This window comes from Pantoea sp. alder81, from assembly GCF_020179835.1.
Taxonomy (GTDB): domain Bacteria; phylum Pseudomonadota; class Gammaproteobacteria; order Enterobacterales; family Enterobacteriaceae; genus Pantoea.
The window spans coordinates 109,103-127,714 of record NZ_JAIUDA010000004.1 but is presented as its reverse complement, the minus strand read 5'-3'; the positions used below and the strand labels follow the sequence as shown (position 1 = coordinate 127,714).

The window sequence follows — 18,612 nt, the reverse complement described above, 5'->3', positions numbered from 1 at the left end:
CATCTTTAGGGGTAGTTGTTGAAGGGACGAACCAGGGTTCGCCCCTTATCAGCACCGCCTTACAGCAACGACTGCGGCGATACCGGCTTGCCGGTTTTCAATGACTCCAGCGCTGCATCCGCCAGTAACAACGCCTGCAATCCATCATTACCGCTCGGATATTGACCTTCGCCTTTTGCCAGCGCGTCGATAAAGGTCGCCAGTTCACTACGATACGCATCGGCATAACGCTGCAGGAAGAAGTGCTGCGGCTTCTGCGCCACCACGCCATTTGCCACGGATTTCACCAGCTGAGATTCCAGCTGATTCGTCACCTGCAACATCCCTTCGCTGCCGTGTACTTCAACACGCTGATCGTAGCCGTAGCTGGCACGACGGCTGTTGGTGATCACCGCCATCTTGCCGCTGACACAGGTCAGCGTAACGACGGCGGTATCGACATCGCCCAGCGCTTTAATCTCAGGATCAACTAATGCCGCCGCACTGGCGTACACCGTCACCGGCTCTTCATTTAATAACCAGCGCGCCATATCGAAATCATGAATAGTCATATCGCGGAACAGGCCGCCTGAGACTTTTACGTACTCGGCAGGGGGTGCACCCGGATCGCGTGAGCTGATGGTCACCAACTCGGTTTCACCAATCTCGCCATCACGCAGACACGCTTGCAAATGCGCCATGCTCGGATCAAAGCGGCGATTAAAACCAATCATCAGCGGCACGCCGGCTTCACGCACCGTGGCTAAACAACTCTGCACTCGCTCAAGACTCAAATCCACTGGCTTCTCACAGAAGATGGCTTTTTTGGCACGCGCGGTGGCTTCAATTAAATCCGCGTGAGTGTTGGTGGCGCTGCAAATCGCCACCAGATCAATCGAACTGTCCGCCAGAATGGTGTCGAGATCCGCCACTTTAGCACCGTATTTCCCGGCAAGCGCATTGGCAGCAGGTGCGTAGACATCCATCACATATGCCAGGCGACACTGCGGATGCGCGGCGATATTTCCGGCGTGAATCTGTCCAATACGGCCAGCACCTAAGAGAGCAACATTGAGCATTTTTTTATTTCCTATGAGGGCGACAGGTGATGGCGCTATTAAGCGTATTGGTGAAGTTTTAAGTCAAAGCAAAGCCTGAAACAGATGCTGAAAAGATGATTGTGATCACATGAAAATTTGAGGTGAATAACATCAAAGTGCAGCTAATTCACTTGATTCATAGAGTTATAACGATTTGATTATTAGTCTCTTCTCAAGCTACTGTTTCATCCATGAGGTGAAGGACATCAGGAAAGATTATGACGCTGCAGAACTGGAAGTCGCCATCAATTAAAGATATTGCGAAGGAAGCGGGCGTGAGCCCTGCCACCGTTGACCGCGTGCTTAATGGTCGGGAAGGCGTGCGCGAAGTGACGCGTAAGAAAGTCGAAACTGCGATGGCGCGATTAGGGCTGAGTGGCACAGAAGACCATCGTGGAACGGCAAAACGTATCGCGATTGTGTGTGAGTCCGGCACCAGCTTTGTTGCTCAACTTGAGTTGCATGCACGCGCGGTAATGCGTGAGCGTCCACAGCTACACATCACACTGGATACTTTGCCGAGTGCGCAATTCAACGCGGAGCGCTTTAGCAAGCTGATTGAACGCCGCGCCAGTGAAGCCAGCGGCATTATTTTAGTCTGTCGTGATGATGTGAAGATCAATCGTGTGGTGAAAACCGCCATTGATGATGGCGTGCAGGTGATCTGCCTGACCAGCGATCTACCCAATTCACGGCGTACCGCATATGTCGGTATCGATCAAACCGCCTCCGGCGCGACGGCGGGCTGGTTTATGGGGCGTATGCTGCCGCAACAACAGCCGGGCAATATCCTGCTGATTTGCAGTTCGACCTATCGCACGCAAGAGGAGCGCGAAATCGGCTTTCGTCGCGTGCTGCGCGAATCTTTCCCGTGGCTGACGATCCGCGACCGCGTCAATATTAACGACGAAGCGGAAACCGCGTGGCACAGCGTGAAAAAGTGGCTGGAAGAGGGGGAGCCGCTGGCCGGAATTTACAACACGGCGGGCGGCAACGAAGGCGTGGCAAAAGCGCTGGAGGCATTTGGTGTGCAGGATAAAGTGATCTTCACCGGACATGAGTTGAGTGAATCGAGTCGCCTGCTACTGGAAAAAGGCACGATGGATATGGTGCTAGGACATGATATGCGGCGCGAGATCGAGCAATGTCTGACGATATTTGAACAGCCGCTGAGTGAGCGCTCGCCGGAGGATGTGAAAACGCCTCTGCTGATTTTTCACCGATACTCCTATTTCTCATAGTGATAAGGCAATAATGATGATTACCAGCCACATCTGTCTTTTGAGAAAATGAAGTGCTGATAAGATGAATCACTGGCCTATCAAACATACAAGTCTTCACTTAAACAGGAGGGGGATGGGAATTTTGACTATTACAGGTTGTTTACCCAATCAAAAAAATCTGCTGCTAAGAAACAGGCTGAAGAACGCCTTGTGCATATCATTGAGGATAGAGCAGCGAGCCAGTTTCAATGACAATCCAGGTTAAAAAAAATTTAATTGGTAAGCGACACAATATTCAGGATGCACTTGCTATTCCCAGTGTTGCTGAAATTGACTTTGCTCCTCAGTGATTGAATAAAAGTTGCCCATTTTAGCCCTCCTCGCAACTATCCTAAACCCAACAATTTTTGACCTAAATTATCATTTAGAGCTAAAACCCCATCGTTTAATGGGATTTCGTTCAAATCCTGATAACAGTTTTGCAACGAAATCGTTAGGATAGCGCCGTTTGGCTTTCTCCTCTTTTGTCTCAGCATCAGGTAACCCCATGAAACGACATTTTGCACCCGAAACCGTTTCTGCATCTAAAAATGGAACCGGTTCCACTCGCAGGGAATTCCTGCTCGCCACACTCGGATTAACCGTCACTGGCGCGGTCGCAGCCCTGCCGGGGCGGGCGTTTGCGGCCAGCGTGATTCACGCCAGCGACGCAGTGAAACAGTTTGTTCGCATCTCGCAGGCAATCACCGAGCATAAGCATCTGGATGTAGCACTTGCCGCCCGCTTTTACGAGGTTCTGGCGCAGCGTGACGCGCAATTTGTGGCACGTGTTGCGCAACTCGATGCGCTGATAACGCCAAAAATTACCGCCCAGGATTTCCTGGCTAAAGCCAGCAGCGCCGGGCTGCATGATTTCCTCTATCAAATCGTCACAGCCTGGTACACCGGCACGGTCGGGGATGACTACCACGGCACGCTGGTGGCTTACAAACAGGCGCTGATGTACCAGACGGTTAGCGATGGTTTGGTGGTGCCGACGTACTGCGGCAACGGCCCAATTTGGTGGACGGCTCCGGTGCCGGATGAGCTCGACGGTCATCTCGAACAGCTGTAATTTCCGATAACTAAAACGATGAAAAAATCATGAAAAAACCAACTTTTACTGCGCAGGGTGATGCCTCCGCAGACATTGTGATTGTGGGCTCAGGTGTGGTCGGTGGATTGATGGCGAACGAACTCGTCAGTCAGGGCTACTCGGTGCTGGTACTGGAAGCAGGTTTACGTATTGATCGCGCACAGGCGGTCGAAAACTGGCGCAATATGCCATTTGCGAATCGCGCAGGTTCAGATTTTCAGGGGCTGTATCCGCAGTCCAAATTTGCGCCCGCGCCGCTCTATTTCCCGCCGAACAACTATGTCAACGTCACGGGTCCTAACGCATCCAGCTTCCAGCAGGGTTATCTGCGCACGGTCGGCGGCACCACCTGGCACTGGGCGGCATCGTGCTGGCGTCATCACCCGAGCGATTTTGTAATGGAGTCAAAATACGGCGTGGGACGTGACTGGCCAATCAGTTATGACGAGCTGGAGCCGTGGTATTGCCGTGCCGAAAACGAGATTGGCGTGGCGGGGCCGAACGATCCACACATGCAGTCGCCGGTCGAACGCAGCCAACCGTATCCGATGGATATGGTGCCGTTTGCTCACGGGGATAATTACTTCGCCAGCGTGGTGAATCCGCACGGTTACAACCTGGTGCCGATCCCCCAGGGGCGCAGCACGCGTCCGTGGGAGGGGCGTCCTACCTGTTGTGGCAACAACAACTGCCAACCGATCTGCCCAATTGGCGCGATGTATAACGGTATCCACCACATCGAACGCGCCGAGCGTAATGGCGCAGTGGTGCTGGCCGAAGCGGTGGTTTACAAAATCGATACCGACGGCAATAACCGCATCACCGCCGTGCACTGGAAAGATGCCTCTGGCGCCTCGCACAAAGCCAGCGGTAAAGCCTTCGCACTGGCCTGTAACGGCATTGAAACCCCGCGCTTGCTGCTGCTGGCGGCTAATGGGGGCAATCCGAACGGCATCGCTAACGGTTCCGATATGGTCGGCCGTAACATGATGGATCACTCCGGTTTCCACTGCTCGTTCCTTACCGAAGAACCGGTGTGGCTGGGACGCGGACCGGCGCAGAGCAGCTGTATGGTGGGCTATCGTGATGGCGAGTTCCGTCGTGATTACTCGGCCAACAAAATGATTTTAAACAATATCTCGCGCGTAGTGGCAGCCACACAACAGGCGCTGAAAAAGGGGCTGGTCGGCAAAGTGCTGGATGAGGAGATTCGTTATCGCTCAGTGCACAGCGTCGATATCTCCATCAGCCTCGAACCGTTACCGGATCCGGAAAACCGTCTCACCCTGAGCAAAACCCGCAAAGATCCACACGGACTGGCATGCCCGGATATCTATTACGACGTGGGCGATTACGTGCGTAAGGGCGCGGAAGTGTCGCATGAGCAGTTGGAGAAAATCGGTAAGCTGTTTAACGGCAAAGAGTTCGCTATCAGCAAAGGCCTGAACGCCAACAACCACATCATGGGCGGCGTGATCATGGGCAAAAGCGGCAAAGATGCGGTTGTTAATGGCAACTGCCGTGCCTTTGATCATGAAAACCTGTGGTTGCCGGGCGGTGGCGCGATCCCTTCCGCCAGCGTGGTTAACAGTACGCTGACCATGGCGGCGCTCGGTCTGAAAGCGGCACATGACATCAGCCTGCGCATGAAGGAGTTCGCATGAAAACGCTGCTTGCAGGTAGCCTATTCGCGCTGATGGCTTTTGGCGCGCAGGCGGAAACGTTGGATGTGAATTTGCTACGACAAGGTGAACAGGTTGCCACGGCGTCTGACTGCCAGGCGTGCCACACTGCACCAGGCAGCAAAACCGCCTACAGCGGCGGCTACGGTATCGCCTCACCGATGGGCACTATTTACGCCACTAACATCACGCCCGACAGCAGCGGCATCGGCAACTATAGCGAAGCGCAGTTCTCAGAGGCAGTGCGTCACGGCATACGTGCGGACGGCGCACAGCTCTATCCGGCGATGCCTTATACCTCCTACAGCATGATGACCGATGCCGATCTGCACGCGCTTTATTACTACATGATGCATGGCGTGAAAGCGCAAGCGCAGCACAATCCGCAGACCGATTTGCCGTTCCCGTTCAACATGCGTTTCAGCATGCGGTTCTGGAACATGATGTTCGCCAACGACAAGATGTGGCAGAACGATGGCAGCAAAAGCGCGGAGTGGAATCGCGGTAACTATCTGGTGAACGGACTGGCACACTGTAATACCTGCCATACGCCGCGCGGATTTATGATGCAGGAGCAGCAGGATCGTCCACTGGCGGGCGGACCGCTGGGCAGTTGGTATGCGCCAAACATCACTTCGGATGAGGTGAGCGGTATTGGTGGCTGGAGCGATGACGAGTTGGTGCAATACCTGAAAACCGGCCGCGCGCCCGGCAAGAATCAGGCGGCAGGCGGTATGGCGGAAGCGGTTGAGCACAGCCTGCAGTATCTGCCGGACAGCGATCTGCACGCTATTGCCACCTACCTAAAAGGCACCGCACCGATTCGTGACGAAGGTGAAACCGTACCCGCATTCAGTTACGGCGCGCCTTATGATGTGGAAAATAGCGTGCGTGGCCGCAACCCGAGCAACGCCAATCACTCGCTGGACAACGGTGCCGTGTTATTCAGCGGCAACTGCGCCAGCTGTCACCAGCCGGATGGCGCAGGCAGTGCCAATCAGGCTTATCCATCGCTGTTCCACAACACGGCAACAGGACTGCATAATCCGAACAACCTGATCTCTGCCATTTTGTTTGGTGTTCAGCGCGACACGGCTGATCATCAGGTGTTGATGCCGGGCTTCAGTTCGCCGTCGTATGTCGACAAACTGAATGATCAGCAGGTCGCCGATATCAGCAACTTCGTGTTAGCGCATTACGGTAATGCCGCGGTCACCGTGACTGCGGGTGATGTGGCGTGGGTGCGGAAGGGGGGGCATCCACCGCTGCTGGCGCGCCTGCAACCCATGATGCTGCCGGGTATGATTGGCGCGATTATCGTGTTGCTGGTGGTGTTTGTCGTGTGGCGCATCATGCGCCGTAAGCGCAGTTAAAATGATATCAGGCACCAAAACCAAAGACGTCATGCCCTTATTATTAACAGTACGCACTTAAGCTTAATAGCAGGCTGGGGGCGCTTTTGGGCTGGCATTTCGCAGCGCTGAACGGAGTGAGGAAGCCAGGAGAGCCAGCATGGATGCTGGCGAAAGGCGCAGGCGGAACAGGGATGTTCCGTCTGCGCCCGTCCGCCCGGCTGACGAATAAAGTGAAGGTACCGCGTTAGCGGCGCGAGGACCGGCAGCCCAAATGCGACCCCAGACTGCGTTATCACCCATCGCTTAACTAACCAGCATTTCACCATTAATGGCGATCTTGTTGCATGTCATGTTACGGCATCAGGTTACACCCGCTATTTTAGTCACCAGTCTTAATGAATCATCCCGCTTAAAATCCCTATGGCTCCGCTTAATGGCTTCATAACCCGTAAAATGTGCCCCTTCGATCACGCCGTAAGTAACACAGTTTCTTAACATTCATCCCAGTGATTAGGATCGCAATAATTATTACCAAACTCTCTTTAATAAGAAGCCATAGAGCTTACGCATGGTTGCGCAAAGAGAGAGGGCGTTATGCACGAGAAAATCCCCGGGACACGTTGGTATCGCGTTATTGCCCCGATTCTGATTACCTGCATCATCTCGTTTATGGATCGCGTAAACATCAGCTTCGCGCTGCCGGGCGGCATGGATCAGGACCTGGCGATCACCAGTCAGATGGCTGGAATGGTCAGCGGCATCTTCTTCATTGGTTATCTGTTCTTACAGGTGCCGGGCGGGCGCATCGCGGTGAATGGCAGCGGTAAACGTTTTATCGCCTGGTCGCTGATCGCCTGGATGGTGGTGTCAATTGCTACTGGCTTCGTCACTAATCACTACCAACTGCTGGCGCTGCGCTTTGTGCTGGGTATCTCCGAAGGCGGCATGCTGCCGGTGGTGCTTACCATGGTCAGCAACTGGTTCCCGGAAAAGGAACTCGGACGTGCCAACGCCTTCGTGATGATGTTTGCGCCACTGGGTGGCATGTTTACCGCGCCGATCTCTGGCTACATCATCAACGTGCTCGACTGGCGCTGGCTGTTCATTATCGAAGGCTTGCTCTCTGCGGCGGTGCTGCTGGTATGGTGGCTGGTGATTGCTGACCGTCCTGAAGAAGCGCGCTGGCTACCCGCGCGTGAAAAAGAGTATCTGTTACGTGAACTGGCGCGCGATCGTGCCGTGCATCATCGCGCGGCACCGGTCAGCAAGGCACCACTGAAAGCGGTATTCCGCAATTCGGGGTTGATGAAGCTAGTGGCATTGAACTTCTTCTATCAGACGGGCGATTACGGCTACACGCTGTGGCTGCCAAGCATCCTGAAAAATCTCACCGGCACGAATATGGCAGGGGTCGGCTTATTAGCGGCACTGCCGTTTGTTGCCACTATTTTTGGTATCTATGCCATCTCCTGGCTTAGCGATCGCACCGGCAAGCGTCGTCTGTGGGTGATGGTCTCGCTGTTTTGCTTCGCCGCCGCCTTGCTGGCTTCAGTGGTGTTGCACAGCAATATCGTCGCATCCTATATCGCTCTGGTGGTGTGCGGATTCTTCCTGAAGGCGGCGACCAGCCCGTTCTGGTCGATTCCCGGCCGCATTGCTGCACCTGAAGTGGCGGGCAGTGCGCGTGGCGTGATTAACGGACTCGGCAATCTGGGCGGATTCTGCGGGCCTTATCTGGTCGGTATTATGACAATGTTATACGGGCAGAATGTGGCGGTGTGCTGGCTGGCAGGTTCGCTGGTGGTGGCCGGGATTATTACGGCACTGCTGCCGCGTAACTGCGATATTAATCCACCAGCCCCGCGTGAATCAGGGACGGATGACCGGTTGATGAGTGTGAAGTGAAAGGGTGCGCTGCCACGGGCAGCGCAACTCTGGCTCCCGTAAACAACATTATAGAGTGGCACATAAAGTTCATTCATACTGGCGTACCAAACTCACTGCATTCAAAATTATCGAAGTTTTGCCCCCTTAAAACCCCAATTATTTGAATATTGAAACCCTAAATGACTTGTATCATTGGTGGTGAGTAAGTATTTCGCAAAGAACTCGCAAGCAAAATGAAATAACCCTGCGCGGCATGATATGAAAGGTGTATGATTTTTTTGAGACTTAAGTCCAATGTAAATCAGAAAAAACCTAATTAATTGCAACATTGCGTGGGTATTCGCATGCCACTTACTAACGCCAGGGTACTTAATCTGGGAACGACGTCGCTCGTGCTGTATTCAGATTGCCAATATACCGTAGCCGGTATTTCAGCCCTGATGCGTGAGAGATTTCCACAGCAACCCACCGACAGTACCATTATTATCGTCAATGCCTGTTCCATGTCCTTAGAAGCAAGAATAAGTGATGTGTTTGCGTTGCGAAAAAGACACGGTGAAAAAGCCTATATTTTCGTCCTTACCCAGGACAGAGACAACTATGAGGTGTATTCACGAATTCATTTCGTTTCATTAAGGTCAGCGGCAGATGCACTCTTGTGCTACGTCATGAGCGCGGTAATTTTGCATGAAAATCGGCCCGTCAGATTATCGTTGCAGAGCTTGCAAATCATCTATATGAAATCGTTAGGCGTGGATATCGCCGACATTGCGACGCTAATGAACAGAAGTTACTCAACAATAAAGAACAACTTTTCCTATTGCAAAAGGCGACTGCATATTCGGAGTTCATTCTCTGAGCGTGCACTGATCTATATCGCTAAAGGGATTGTCTGTAAGCAATAATAAGGCTGGTCATGTCACAACTGGTTTTGGTTTTTATATTATGCATCGTGTTGGCATTTTCAATTTACGCCATAGTTCGTGGTAAAAAGAAAAAGCGCTTTTACAGCAGAAGAATTTCAAGTCGCCGTTAGGATCATCAGCAAACATTTCATCGCCCAGTCGCCGAAATCCGGTTGCTGGGTTACTCGCAAAATATAAGCGGCAGGGTGGAAAACTGCGGGAGACATCAGGTCGAAAGTAGGGCGCGTTTAAACGAGAAAATATGAGCACGGGCCGCATCGGCCGCGCGTTGCTTATCCCCAGACTCCAGCGCCTCAATAATCTCATCATGTTCCGCAATCACTTCATCCATATGGACAACGTTAGACAGCGTTGTAGCCCAGAAACGCTGTGCCTGCGCATGGATCACGCTAAGAATATCTGAAAGCCGGCTGTTTCCGGCGATATCGGCCAACGCCTGGTGAAACTCACGATCCAGCAGCATCATCTGTTCACGACTGCGTGACTTGCTCGCCTGAGCGATTTGCTGGTTCAGTTCGCGTAGCTGTTGAAGGTGTGAATCGATCACTTTCTGGCTGGCCAACTCGACGCACAGGGTTTCGTTGACCAGTCGCACCTCAATTAACTCCAGCGCATCATCAATCGACAGGGGGGCCACCATCACGCCTTTACGCGGGATAATCTGCAACAACCCTTCAGTGGCCAGCCGATGAATCGCTTGATTGATCGGCGTTCGGCCCATGGCCAAATCATCCATCACCTGCGCGGTATTTAAATATTCCCCCGGCTTGTAGCGCAGGGTGATGAGCTTGTGCCTGAACGCCAGATAAGCCTGTTCATTCAAAGAAAGACTTTTTTCCCTGCTGGCTGGGTTCACATTTTCAGTAACTGACTCACTCATCACGACGTTCCTTTTTTTGCCTATGAGACATATTACACAAAAATCTGGCATGAAAATCGCTAGTTTGAAATCACAGTGAAATTTCACAGTGTTTTTTCAAATGGAGATCATCACATGCACCTTCAGTTCACAACAGGCGATGAAGCCGCTACCACGCTCGATGTCGAAGTTTCCCATTTTATTATCGCGGGTTGGGCCGGACGTGATGCGGATGCGGTGTTGCACCATATCAGGGAGCTGGAGGCGCTAGGCGTGCCCGCTCCCGGTGCAGTGCCGCTGTTTTATCGCGTCGCGACCAATCAACTGAGCCAGCAGCCACTGCTTGAGGTGGTCGGCAATGAAACCTCAGGTGAAGCAGAACCCTTCGTGTTCTTTCATCGCGGCGAGTGGTGGGTGTCGCTGACTTCTGATCACACCGACCGTTATCTGGAAACCTTCAGCGTCGCCCTCTCCAAACAGGCCTGTATCAAACCGGTTGCCAGCAAAGCCTGGCGAATGAGCGAAGTGGTTGAACATTGGGATGTGCTGGAACTCACCTCGTGGATTAAAGAGCAGGGCAAATGGGTGGTGTATCAGCAGGGCTCACTGGCCTCGTTACTCACGCCGCAAGATCTGCTGGCCCGCTATCTGAACGGCAACACCGCACAAGAAGGATTGGCAATGTCCTGCGGCACGCTGGGTGCGATTGGCGGTATTCGACCTTCCAGCGAATTTCGCATGGCGCTGTACGACCCGCGCCTGAATCGCACGCTTGAACACGCTTACTGCACTGGCGCGTTGCCAGTGGTCGCTTAAGGAGCATGCTCATGACCACACTCTGGGAAGTTAGTCAGCAGCTTCAGGCAGGAAATGCGTCTCCTGAGGCTTTCACTGAATCGGCATTGCACGCGGCGCAGGATCCGGCAAAGGAAGGGGAACTGGTTTTCACCACACACTATGCCGCACCGGCCACGCAGCAAGCCATCGCGGCAGGCGAGCGCTGGAGAACCCAACAGCCCCTGAGTGTCATTGATGGGCTACCCGTGAGTATCAAAGACCTGTTTGATGTGCAAGGCGAGCCCACCACGGCGGGCTCACATTTGCTGCTAAATGCAAAACCGGCGGCAGCGAATGCCAGCGTAGTCGATCGCCTAATTCAAGCAGGCGCCGCGATTGTGGGTAAAACCAATATGACGGAGTTCGCCTTCTCCGGGTTGGGCATCAATCCGCATTACGGCACCCCAGGCAATCCATGGCAGCGCGCAGAAAAACGCATTCCAGGCGGTTCTTCCTCAGGTGCAGCTGTCGCCGTCGCCGATGGCATGTGTCTTGGCGCCATTGGCACTGACACGGGCGGTTCGGTGCGTATTCCTGCTGCGCTGTGCGGCTTGACTGGCTTTAAACCCACCGCGAATCGCATCAATCAGTTGGGAACGTTACCGCTCTCTGCCTCACTCGACAGTATCGGTGTGATTGCCCATGACGTGCGCAGCTGCTGGCTGCTGGATAGCGTCATCGCAGAACAGCCGCTTCAACTCCAGCAGGTGGAGTTGCGCAATGCTCGTTTCGCCATTCCGCAGACCCGCGTGCTGGATGGACTCGACGAAGACGTTGCGCAGGCCTGGAAAAATGCCATCGAAGCACTGGAACAGGCCGGTGCCACCCTGGTTGCACTACCGCTCGAAGAGTTGGATGAGTTGAACAGCATGAATGCGCGTGGCGGCATTACCGCATACGAGGCATGGCAATGGCATCAACGAACCGCACTGGCGCAACCCGAAGCTTACGATCCTCAAGTGTTGGTGCGTGTGCAACGCGGCAGTTGGTTGACGGAACAAGATGCCAATGAACTTCATCAACAGCGGAAAGCGTGGCAGCTGCGCGTTAACAGCATACTGGCCGACTTTGACGCCTTACTGATGCCTACCGTTCCACGTATCGCGCCGACCATCGCTTCACTGGAAGATGCGCAGCAGTACATGGAAGTCAACGCGCTGATGCTGCGTAACACCAGCGTAATCAACATGCTGGACGGCTGTGCGCTCTCTTTACCCTGCCATAAAACCGGTTGTGCACCGGTTGGCCTAAGCCTTGCTTCTGTTCATGGTGATGACGCCCGCTTAATCAGCTGGTCGCTCGCCGTGGAAACTGCCCTTAACTGGAGATCCTAATGATGACTCAACCCCACGGCATGCTGTTTGTTGCTACCAACATTGGCGCTGAAGACGAATCAGACTTCAACCAATGGTATGACCATGAACATGTAGAGGAGCGCGTCGCGATCGCTGGCTTCCTGAGCGGAACGCGCTATCAGGCAATCAATGCCGAGCGCAAATATCTTGGCTTATACGAAACCGAGGAGCTGGAAGCTTTCACCAGCGCGGATTATCACGCGGCCTTTACGCGCCAGACCGAATGGTCAGTGAAAAATCTGCAAAAGATGGTGAACCCAATGCGTCGGGTCAACGCGGTCACCCATCAACATGGCAAAGGAACGGGCAACCATCTGGCGGTGGTGACGTTGAAAGCGCTGGATGCTGAGGTGTTAACCGCCTGGCAGCAGCAGATCGGCGTCACACCGGGTTATATCGCTTCTAGTTTGCTGACTCCGGATGTCGCACTCAGTTCTCCGTTGCCGATGGAGAGTAAAGAACAGCGTCAGATGCTACCCATGCTTCTGATTCACTGTAGTGACGCATCAAGCTGTGACCAACTGGCTTCACACGCGGCGGAATGTATGACCGGCGATGTTCAACGCTATGCCTTTAGCTGGCAGTTAACTAAACAGGAGTTGGCACATGGCTAACACAGACTCTTCTTTGCAGCAGACGGTGCGTGACAAGCGCACTTCGTCAAAAACCGGGCGTCTGGCTGCCGCCAGCTCTATCGGCACCGCGCTAGAGTGGTATGACTTCACGGTCTACAACATCATGGCGGCCCTGGTATTTAACCATGTGTTTTTCCCCAGCTTCGATCCGCTGGTCGGCACTATTCTGGCATTTTCAACCTATGCAGTGGGCTACATTTCACGACCGCTGGGTGGTTTTGTATTTGGACATTTGGGGGATGTCGCCGGGCGCAAAGCTGTGTTGATCATCACGCTGGTGATCATGGGCGTCACCACTGCCTTGATGGGTTTGCTGCCCGGCTATGCGGTGTGGGGCATCTGGAGTCCGGTGCTGTTGGTCGCGCTGCGTTTTGTGCAGGGTATTGCGCTGGGCGGTGAATGGGCGGGTGCCGTTTTACTGTCGATGGAGCACGGCGATGCTGACAAGCGAGGCCGTAATGCCTCCTTTGCGCAGGTTGGGCCTTCCTGCGGCACATTGATTGGCACCGGTTTTATCACGATGGTGACGGTGATGATGAGCGCCGATCAGTTCCAGGCATGGGGCTGGCGCATTCCGTTCCTGCTGAGTCTGCTGCTGGTCATATTTGGGTTGTGGTTACGCCGTGGCGTGGAAGAAACACCCACCTTTGTCGCGATGCAGGCTGCGGAAAAAACTACGCATACGCCACTGAAAGAAGTGTTCGTCAAATATCCTAAGCAGCTGCTGATTGCGGGTGGTTCGCGTATCGGTTCCGATGTGCTTTACGCGCTGGTGGTGGTGTTTACCCTGACTTACGTCACCACCGTATTACAGCTGCCACGTCCGCTGGCTTTAATGGCTACGATGTTAGGCGCAATAGGGAACGCGATCACCGTCCCAATGTTTGGTGCGCTGTCGGATAAGTGGGGACGCCGCCCGGTTTACATCACTGGCGCAGTGTTGGCGATCATCTGGTCGTTCGCGTTCTTCATGTTATTAGACAGCACGCAGCCGGTGCTGATTGTGCTGGCGGTGATAGGGGGTCTGCTGATTCACGCAATCATGTATGGGCCACAGGCCGCATTCGTTACTGAGCAGTTCCCCAGCCACGTTCGTTATGCCGGGTCGTCACTGGCTTACACGCTGGCAGGTATCGTCGGGGGCGGTTTCGCGCCGTTGATCATCACCACGCTGTTTAAAGAAACGGGAAGCAGTTTGTGGGTTTCGCTTTATGTCACGCTGGCGCTGCTGATCACGCTGTTTGCCTTGTGGAAGGCAAAAGAGACGGCGCATAAGCCGCTATAATCATACTCAATGTAGGTTTAGTCTTGATATGCGCTGGGCATCTTTCATAGGTGCCCATTTTTTTTGCCCACAATTTACCCCTTGAAACGTTGACCAACCGCAAATTTCTAGCAGCCTAATCATTACTCTCAGGCTAACGATCCCACCCTCAGGTTGATTGATGCCATCACCGCTTAAGACCACACTTTCCTGCGTTGACGTAATCAAGCGATTCGCTCATTCAGGAGGTTAGTCATGTCATCAGGACAACAAACGGCGCGGGTGTGGAATACGCGCCGTATCGAGAAACAACGGCGGCAGGCGTCGTTGCCGGTGCAGGGCAAAGTATTACCCACCGATCAAATGGTCGAGATGCTGGAAAAATTAATCTCGCCGGGCGACCGGGTCGTGCTGGAAGGGAACAACCAAAAACAGGCAGATTTCCTTTCGCGCATGCTGGCCGAGGTCAATCCGCAAAAAGTGCACCATCTTCATATGATCATGCCGAGCGTGGGCCGCAGTGAACACCTCGACATTTTCGAAAAGGGCATCGCTCGTAAGCTCGACTTCTCCTTCTCCGGCACGCAAAGTCTGCGCATATCGCAGCTGCTGGAGGACGATCAGCTGGAAATCGGTGCGATTCACACTTACATCGAACTTTATTCCCGTCTGTACGTCGATCTCGCGCCCAATGTTGCGCTGATCGCCGGTTTCAAAGCCGACCGCAAGGGCAATCTCTACACCGGGGCGAGTACCGAAGACACGCCAGCGTTGGTGGATGGTGGAAACCTTCCAGGCAGGCGTGAAACCGACCTTCGTAGAGAAACTCGATGCCATTGAAGTGGCAAAAAATTCCGGAATGCCGCTGGCGCCGGTGATGATTTATGGTGATGACGTGACGCATGTGCTGACTGAAGAGAGTATTGCCTATCTCTCTCAGCACGCCACCGATTGCCTGATCAAAGAAGTGAACCTGACGCCGACCTTTTATGCGCTTTATGCGCTGGCGCAACAGTGCTGGCAGCGTCCAGTGGATATCGCACTGCGCGAAACCGTGGGCCGCCTTGGTCGCGAAGGTGAGCGTCAAATGATGGCTACCACCGACGGGGTGAATACCCATCGTGGCGCGATCTGGGCATTGGGTTTGCTGGTCAGCGCGGCGGCGATGCAGGGCGGTGAAGCAAGCAGCGATCAACTTTGCACTCGTGCTGCGGAACTGGCCCGCTTGCCGGACCACCATGCCCCGAAAACCTTCAGTAAAGGGCTGTACGCCGTGAAACAGGTGATTTATTAATTTGCGCATAAGACCTCACCCAATCGGGCGGGGATATAAGCGCGGTAACTGAGTAACATTTCTGGATCCTCTTACATAATTCGCCGTAATATGTAAGGAATGAAACGCGCATATAAATACAGATTCTACCCTACACCCGATCAGATTGAGCTTTTGTCTCAAACGTTTGGGTGTGTGCGTTTTGTCTATAACAGCATCTTGCGCTGGCGCACTGACGCATACTATGACCGCCAGGAAAAGATCGGCTACACGCAAGCCAGCGCACGACTAACCGCTCTCAAAAAAGAGCCAGATTTTGCATGGCTCAATGACGTTTCCAGCGTTCCATTGCAGCAAGCGCTACGCCACCAACAAGCCGCCTTTTCTAACTTCTTTGCAGGTCGGGCGAAATATCCCACCTTCAGAAGCAAGCGTCATAAACAGGCGGCTACGCTGACCGATGCAGCGTTTAAATATCGTGATGGCAAGTTGTTTATGGCAAAGAGCAAAGCGCCTTTAGACGTGCGCTGGAGTCGCCCTTTGCCGTCCGTGCCGTCTACCGTCACCGTGTCCAAAGATTCAGCTGGGCGCTATTTTGTATCGTGCCTCTGCGAGTTTGAACCTGTATCACTGCCGATCACCGCTAAAACGGTCGGCATTGATGTTGGTTTAACAGATTTGTTCGTCACCGATACCGGATTCAAAACAGGCAATCCCCGCCACACCGCTAAATATGCGAAGCGCCTCGCGCTGCTACAGCGTCGATTGAGCAGGAAGAAAAAAGGCTCAAAGAATCGCGCCAAAGCACGTGCAAAAGTCTCCCGCATCCACGCGAAAATTGCTGATTGCCGTATGGATAACCTGCACAAGCTATCCCGCAAACTCATAAACGATAACCAAGTTGTTTGCGTCGAATCCCTGAAAGTGAAAAATATGATCCGCAATCCCAAACTATCCAAAGCGATAGCAGACGCAAGCTGGGGCGAATTTGTTCGCCAGCTTGAATATAAGGGCCAATGGTCGGGGCGATCCGTGGTCGCAATTGACCCGTTTTTCCCGTCCTCAAAACGCTGTAGCAGTTGCGGCTATACCCTGACAAAAATGGCGCTTAACGTTAGGTCATGGATTTGCCCTGAATGTGAGGCTAACCATGACCGTGACGTAAACGCGGCGAAGAATATAAAAGCGGTCGGGCTGACCGCGTTAGCCCACGGAGCGACTGTAAAGCCTAAAGCCGCTTAATGTGGTTTAGGTAGGTTGCGTTGAAGTGGGAATCCTCGCCCTTTAGAGCGGGGAGCAGTCAAGACTTACGTGATTCTGCATGCTCTGGCTCCGAGCTTCATTATCATGTTGCTCGGATTCTGGGCCGGCAAAGCCAAAATGGTTGATAACAAGAATGTCTCTTTACTCAATATTTTGTGATGGATTTTTCACTGCCCGCCGCGTTGTTCAGCGCCACGGTGCAAACGTCGTGGAGCGGGTTAGCCAAAAACGGGCGTGAACGCAGTCTGTCGGTTTCACTTAAAATAATTGCTAGCTTGGCCGCCCCTGACGGATCCACTGCTCCGTTAGCGATATTGATAGACGATACCTGGCACAATTTAACGTACTCAATATGCGCAGTTCATTCTGCAAAAGCTGCATGAATCGCTCTCTGTCTTCAGGAACAAGATCAATCATCTGTATCGCAGACTCAATATTCTTACCCTCTGCAACGATTAAGCGAATAGTCGTGTTTAAATCTTCCCGGTGACGAAGTCTAAATGGATCTGGAACACCCATGGCTTCCAGTGTGACGGCATAGCGTTTGATTGAACGACGATATAAATGTACGAACAACTCAACGGCTAAATTCACGTCACGTTTTTCATAGATTCCCATCATCGCGTATGCATAGCTTGTTACATCAGCATCAAGAAAGGAGAGTGGAGCGCTGTTGTAGATCATAAGCGGAATATTTGCGGCCAGCCTGCTGGTTCTTTTATTTCCGTCTTCAAAGGGTTGCAAATAAGCGATATTGACCCACAGGAAAAAGGCTGACTCCACAGGATTATTAATCAGCCGTCCTTTTTTGATAATAATGTCGAACATTTCTTGTAACAGGAACGGTGCCTGTAGTGGAGTGTAGGTTGTTCCCGAAATATTCACTATTTTGCGTCTGATCGCTCCCAACTCGTCAGGATTTGACAGTAAATCGTGCATCAACAAAGCATGCAGGTTACTGATTACCGGCCCCGTTAATCCTGATTCCGGGACTGCATCGACCAAAAACTCTATTGCCTGTTTATGGTTAAGCAGCATGACGGCATCTAAATCATTTAATGCCGCGCCACTTTTGAACAGTTCTTCAGTGGCCAGCAATGAATATCTGTTTCCCTCAAGTTGAGAAGATGACCAGGACAAATCGATGAGCAATTGCTCCAGAACTTTTCGCGCGTATGTCCCAGCGGGCTGTTGCCCTGCCATTTTTCCTTCATTCATCAAGGCCAAGGCTAGCGTCTGGGGCAGGAGGAATGTTTCGTTCGGAATATAATTGTCCACGAAGCTACGGTCATACCCGGAAATATCCCTTACTGACAGAGGTAAGTTTAAATGTTGAAGCAATGACTGAGCTGAAGTAAGGGAAGAGGAATGATATTCAGGGGTCTTATCCGTCACCGATGAACCGGATTGGGGCAGTTTGTTCAAGGGTGCCAGCGCGGTATACCGAGTCCCTCGTCCTACGCCATGCCTGATAATTTTGCTTTGCCCAAGCAAAATTTCGATATGACGTTTGATCGTTGAACGACCCACACCAAGCCGACCTGCGAGATCACCGGAACTGAGCGAAGATTCGGCACTTGCGATAGTTGAGAGAATTCGGTGTTGTAGGTCTGAAAGATCATCTGGGGAGGTTGGCTGGATCAAAATCGTATGCCTCTGGGATTAGCTTAAAATCCATAAATCAGAAACCTATCTGGCCCGTGCTTTGCACTCGTTGAAGGCTTAAGACCAGATAGATTTGTGGCCCATATTGAACGTTAATGGCCCACGATATCGATATTTATGGCCCACCCTAAACATTTACGGCCCATTATAAATAGTTTTCAGCCCATTTCACTC

At 52.8% G+C, this 18,612-nt stretch carries 14 protein-coding genes and 4 pseudogenes; 15 read left to right on the top strand and 3 right to left on the bottom strand.

Annotated features, from left to right (window positions below; genetic code table 11):
• Positions 1-59 precede the first annotated feature (59 nt).
• On the bottom strand, positions 60-1,058 hold the full coding sequence (gene iolG / locus LBW88_RS12875) for an inositol 2-dehydrogenase (protein ID WP_224932670.1): 999 nt from the start codon (positions 1,056-1,058) through the stop codon (positions 60-62).
• A 239-nt stretch (positions 1,059-1,297) separates the two neighbouring features.
• Here iolG and LBW88_RS12870 point away from each other — a divergent pair, with 239 nt between their 5' ends.
• The 6 genes from LBW88_RS12870 (at position 1,298) to LBW88_RS12845 (ending at position 9,266) form a co-directional block, all read left to right on the top strand.
• Positions 1,298-2,320 (top strand): LacI family DNA-binding transcriptional regulator, encoded by a 1,023-nt coding sequence (locus LBW88_RS12870; protein ID WP_224932669.1) that lies wholly within the window; start codon positions 1,298-1,300, stop codon positions 2,318-2,320.
• Positions 2,321-2,849: 529 nt separating this feature from the next.
• On the top strand, positions 2,850-3,416 hold the full coding sequence (locus tag LBW88_RS12865) for a sorbitol dehydrogenase family protein (protein WP_224932668.1): 567 nt from the start codon (positions 2,850-2,852) through the stop codon (positions 3,414-3,416).
• A gap of 29 nt (positions 3,417-3,445) precedes the next feature.
• On the top strand, positions 3,446-5,101 hold the full coding sequence (locus tag LBW88_RS12860; RefSeq protein WP_224932667.1) for a GMC family oxidoreductase: 1,656 nt from the start codon (positions 3,446-3,448) through the stop codon (positions 5,099-5,101).
• Positions 5,098-6,492, top strand: coding sequence for a c-type cytochrome (locus tag LBW88_RS12855; RefSeq protein ID WP_224932666.1), 1,395 nt, complete (start codon positions 5,098-5,100; stop codon positions 6,490-6,492). The genes LBW88_RS12860 and LBW88_RS12855 overlap by 4 nt, the downstream gene beginning before the upstream one ends.
• A 576-nt stretch (positions 6,493-7,068) precedes the next feature.
• Positions 7,069-8,379: an MFS transporter gene (locus LBW88_RS12850; protein ID WP_224932665.1), complete on the top strand. Its 1,311-nt coding sequence runs from the start codon at positions 7,069-7,071 to the stop codon at positions 8,377-8,379.
• A gap of 326 nt (positions 8,380-8,705) precedes the next feature.
• Positions 8,706-9,266: a hypothetical protein gene (locus LBW88_RS12845; RefSeq protein WP_224932664.1), complete on the top strand. Its 561-nt coding sequence runs from the start codon at positions 8,706-8,708 to the stop codon at positions 9,264-9,266.
• Between the two features lie 226 nt (positions 9,267-9,492).
• Here LBW88_RS12845 and LBW88_RS12840 read toward each other — a convergent pair whose 3' ends face one another.
• Positions 9,493-10,167, bottom strand: a complete 675-nt coding sequence (locus LBW88_RS12840) for a GntR family transcriptional regulator (protein WP_224932663.1) — start codon at positions 10,165-10,167, stop codon at positions 9,493-9,495.
• Between the two features lie 114 nt (positions 10,168-10,281).
• Between LBW88_RS12840 and LBW88_RS12835 the strand changes: the two genes are divergently transcribed.
• The 9 genes and pseudogenes from LBW88_RS12835 to LBW88_RS12800 form a co-directional block, all read left to right on the top strand.
• Positions 10,282-10,962, top strand: coding sequence for a DUF2848 domain-containing protein (locus LBW88_RS12835; protein ID WP_224932662.1), 681 nt, complete (start codon positions 10,282-10,284; stop codon positions 10,960-10,962).
• An 11-nt stretch (positions 10,963-10,973) separates the two neighbouring features.
• Positions 10,974-12,317: an amidase gene (locus LBW88_RS12830; protein ID WP_224932661.1), complete on the top strand. Its 1,344-nt coding sequence runs from the start codon at positions 10,974-10,976 to the stop codon at positions 12,315-12,317.
• Positions 12,317-12,952 carry a DUF4286 family protein gene (locus LBW88_RS12825; RefSeq protein ID WP_224932660.1) on the top strand — a complete coding sequence of 212 codons (636 nt, stop codon included), beginning with the start codon at positions 12,317-12,319 and terminating at the stop codon, positions 12,950-12,952. Before LBW88_RS12830 ends, LBW88_RS12825 begins: the two co-directional genes overlap by 1 nt.
• Positions 12,945-14,258 carry an MFS transporter gene (locus LBW88_RS12820; RefSeq protein WP_224932659.1) on the top strand — a complete coding sequence of 438 codons (1,314 nt, stop codon included), beginning with the start codon at positions 12,945-12,947 and terminating at the stop codon, positions 14,256-14,258. Before LBW88_RS12825 ends, LBW88_RS12820 begins: the two co-directional genes overlap by 8 nt.
• Before the next feature lie 234 nt (positions 14,259-14,492).
• A pseudogene (locus LBW88_RS12815) lies at positions 14,493-15,017 on the top strand (malonate decarboxylase subunit alpha); the annotation flags it as partial.
• A pseudogene (locus tag LBW88_RS26495) lies at positions 15,016-15,120 on the top strand (malonate decarboxylase subunit alpha); the annotation flags it as partial. The pseudogenes LBW88_RS12815 and LBW88_RS26495, both read left to right, overlap by 2 nt.
• Positions 15,121-15,207: 87 nt before the next feature.
• A pseudogene (locus LBW88_RS12810) lies at positions 15,208-15,510 on the top strand (triphosphoribosyl-dephospho-CoA synthase); the annotation flags it as partial.
• Between the two features lie 120 nt (positions 15,511-15,630).
• Complete coding sequence (locus LBW88_RS12805) at positions 15,631-16,752, top strand: RNA-guided endonuclease InsQ/TnpB family protein (RefSeq protein ID WP_224932658.1); 1,122 nt, start codon at positions 15,631-15,633, stop codon at positions 16,750-16,752.
• A 105-nt stretch (positions 16,753-16,857) separates the two neighbouring features.
• Positions 16,858-16,994, top strand: a pseudogene (locus tag LBW88_RS12800) (AEC family transporter); the annotation flags it as partial.
• 49 nt (positions 16,995-17,043) lie between these two features.
• Here the strand turns inward: LBW88_RS12800 and LBW88_RS12795 are convergent.
• Positions 17,044-18,417 (bottom strand): Fic family protein, encoded by a 1,374-nt coding sequence (locus tag LBW88_RS12795; protein WP_224932657.1) that lies wholly within the window; start codon positions 18,415-18,417, stop codon positions 17,044-17,046.
• Positions 18,418-18,612: the final 195 nt, after the last annotated feature.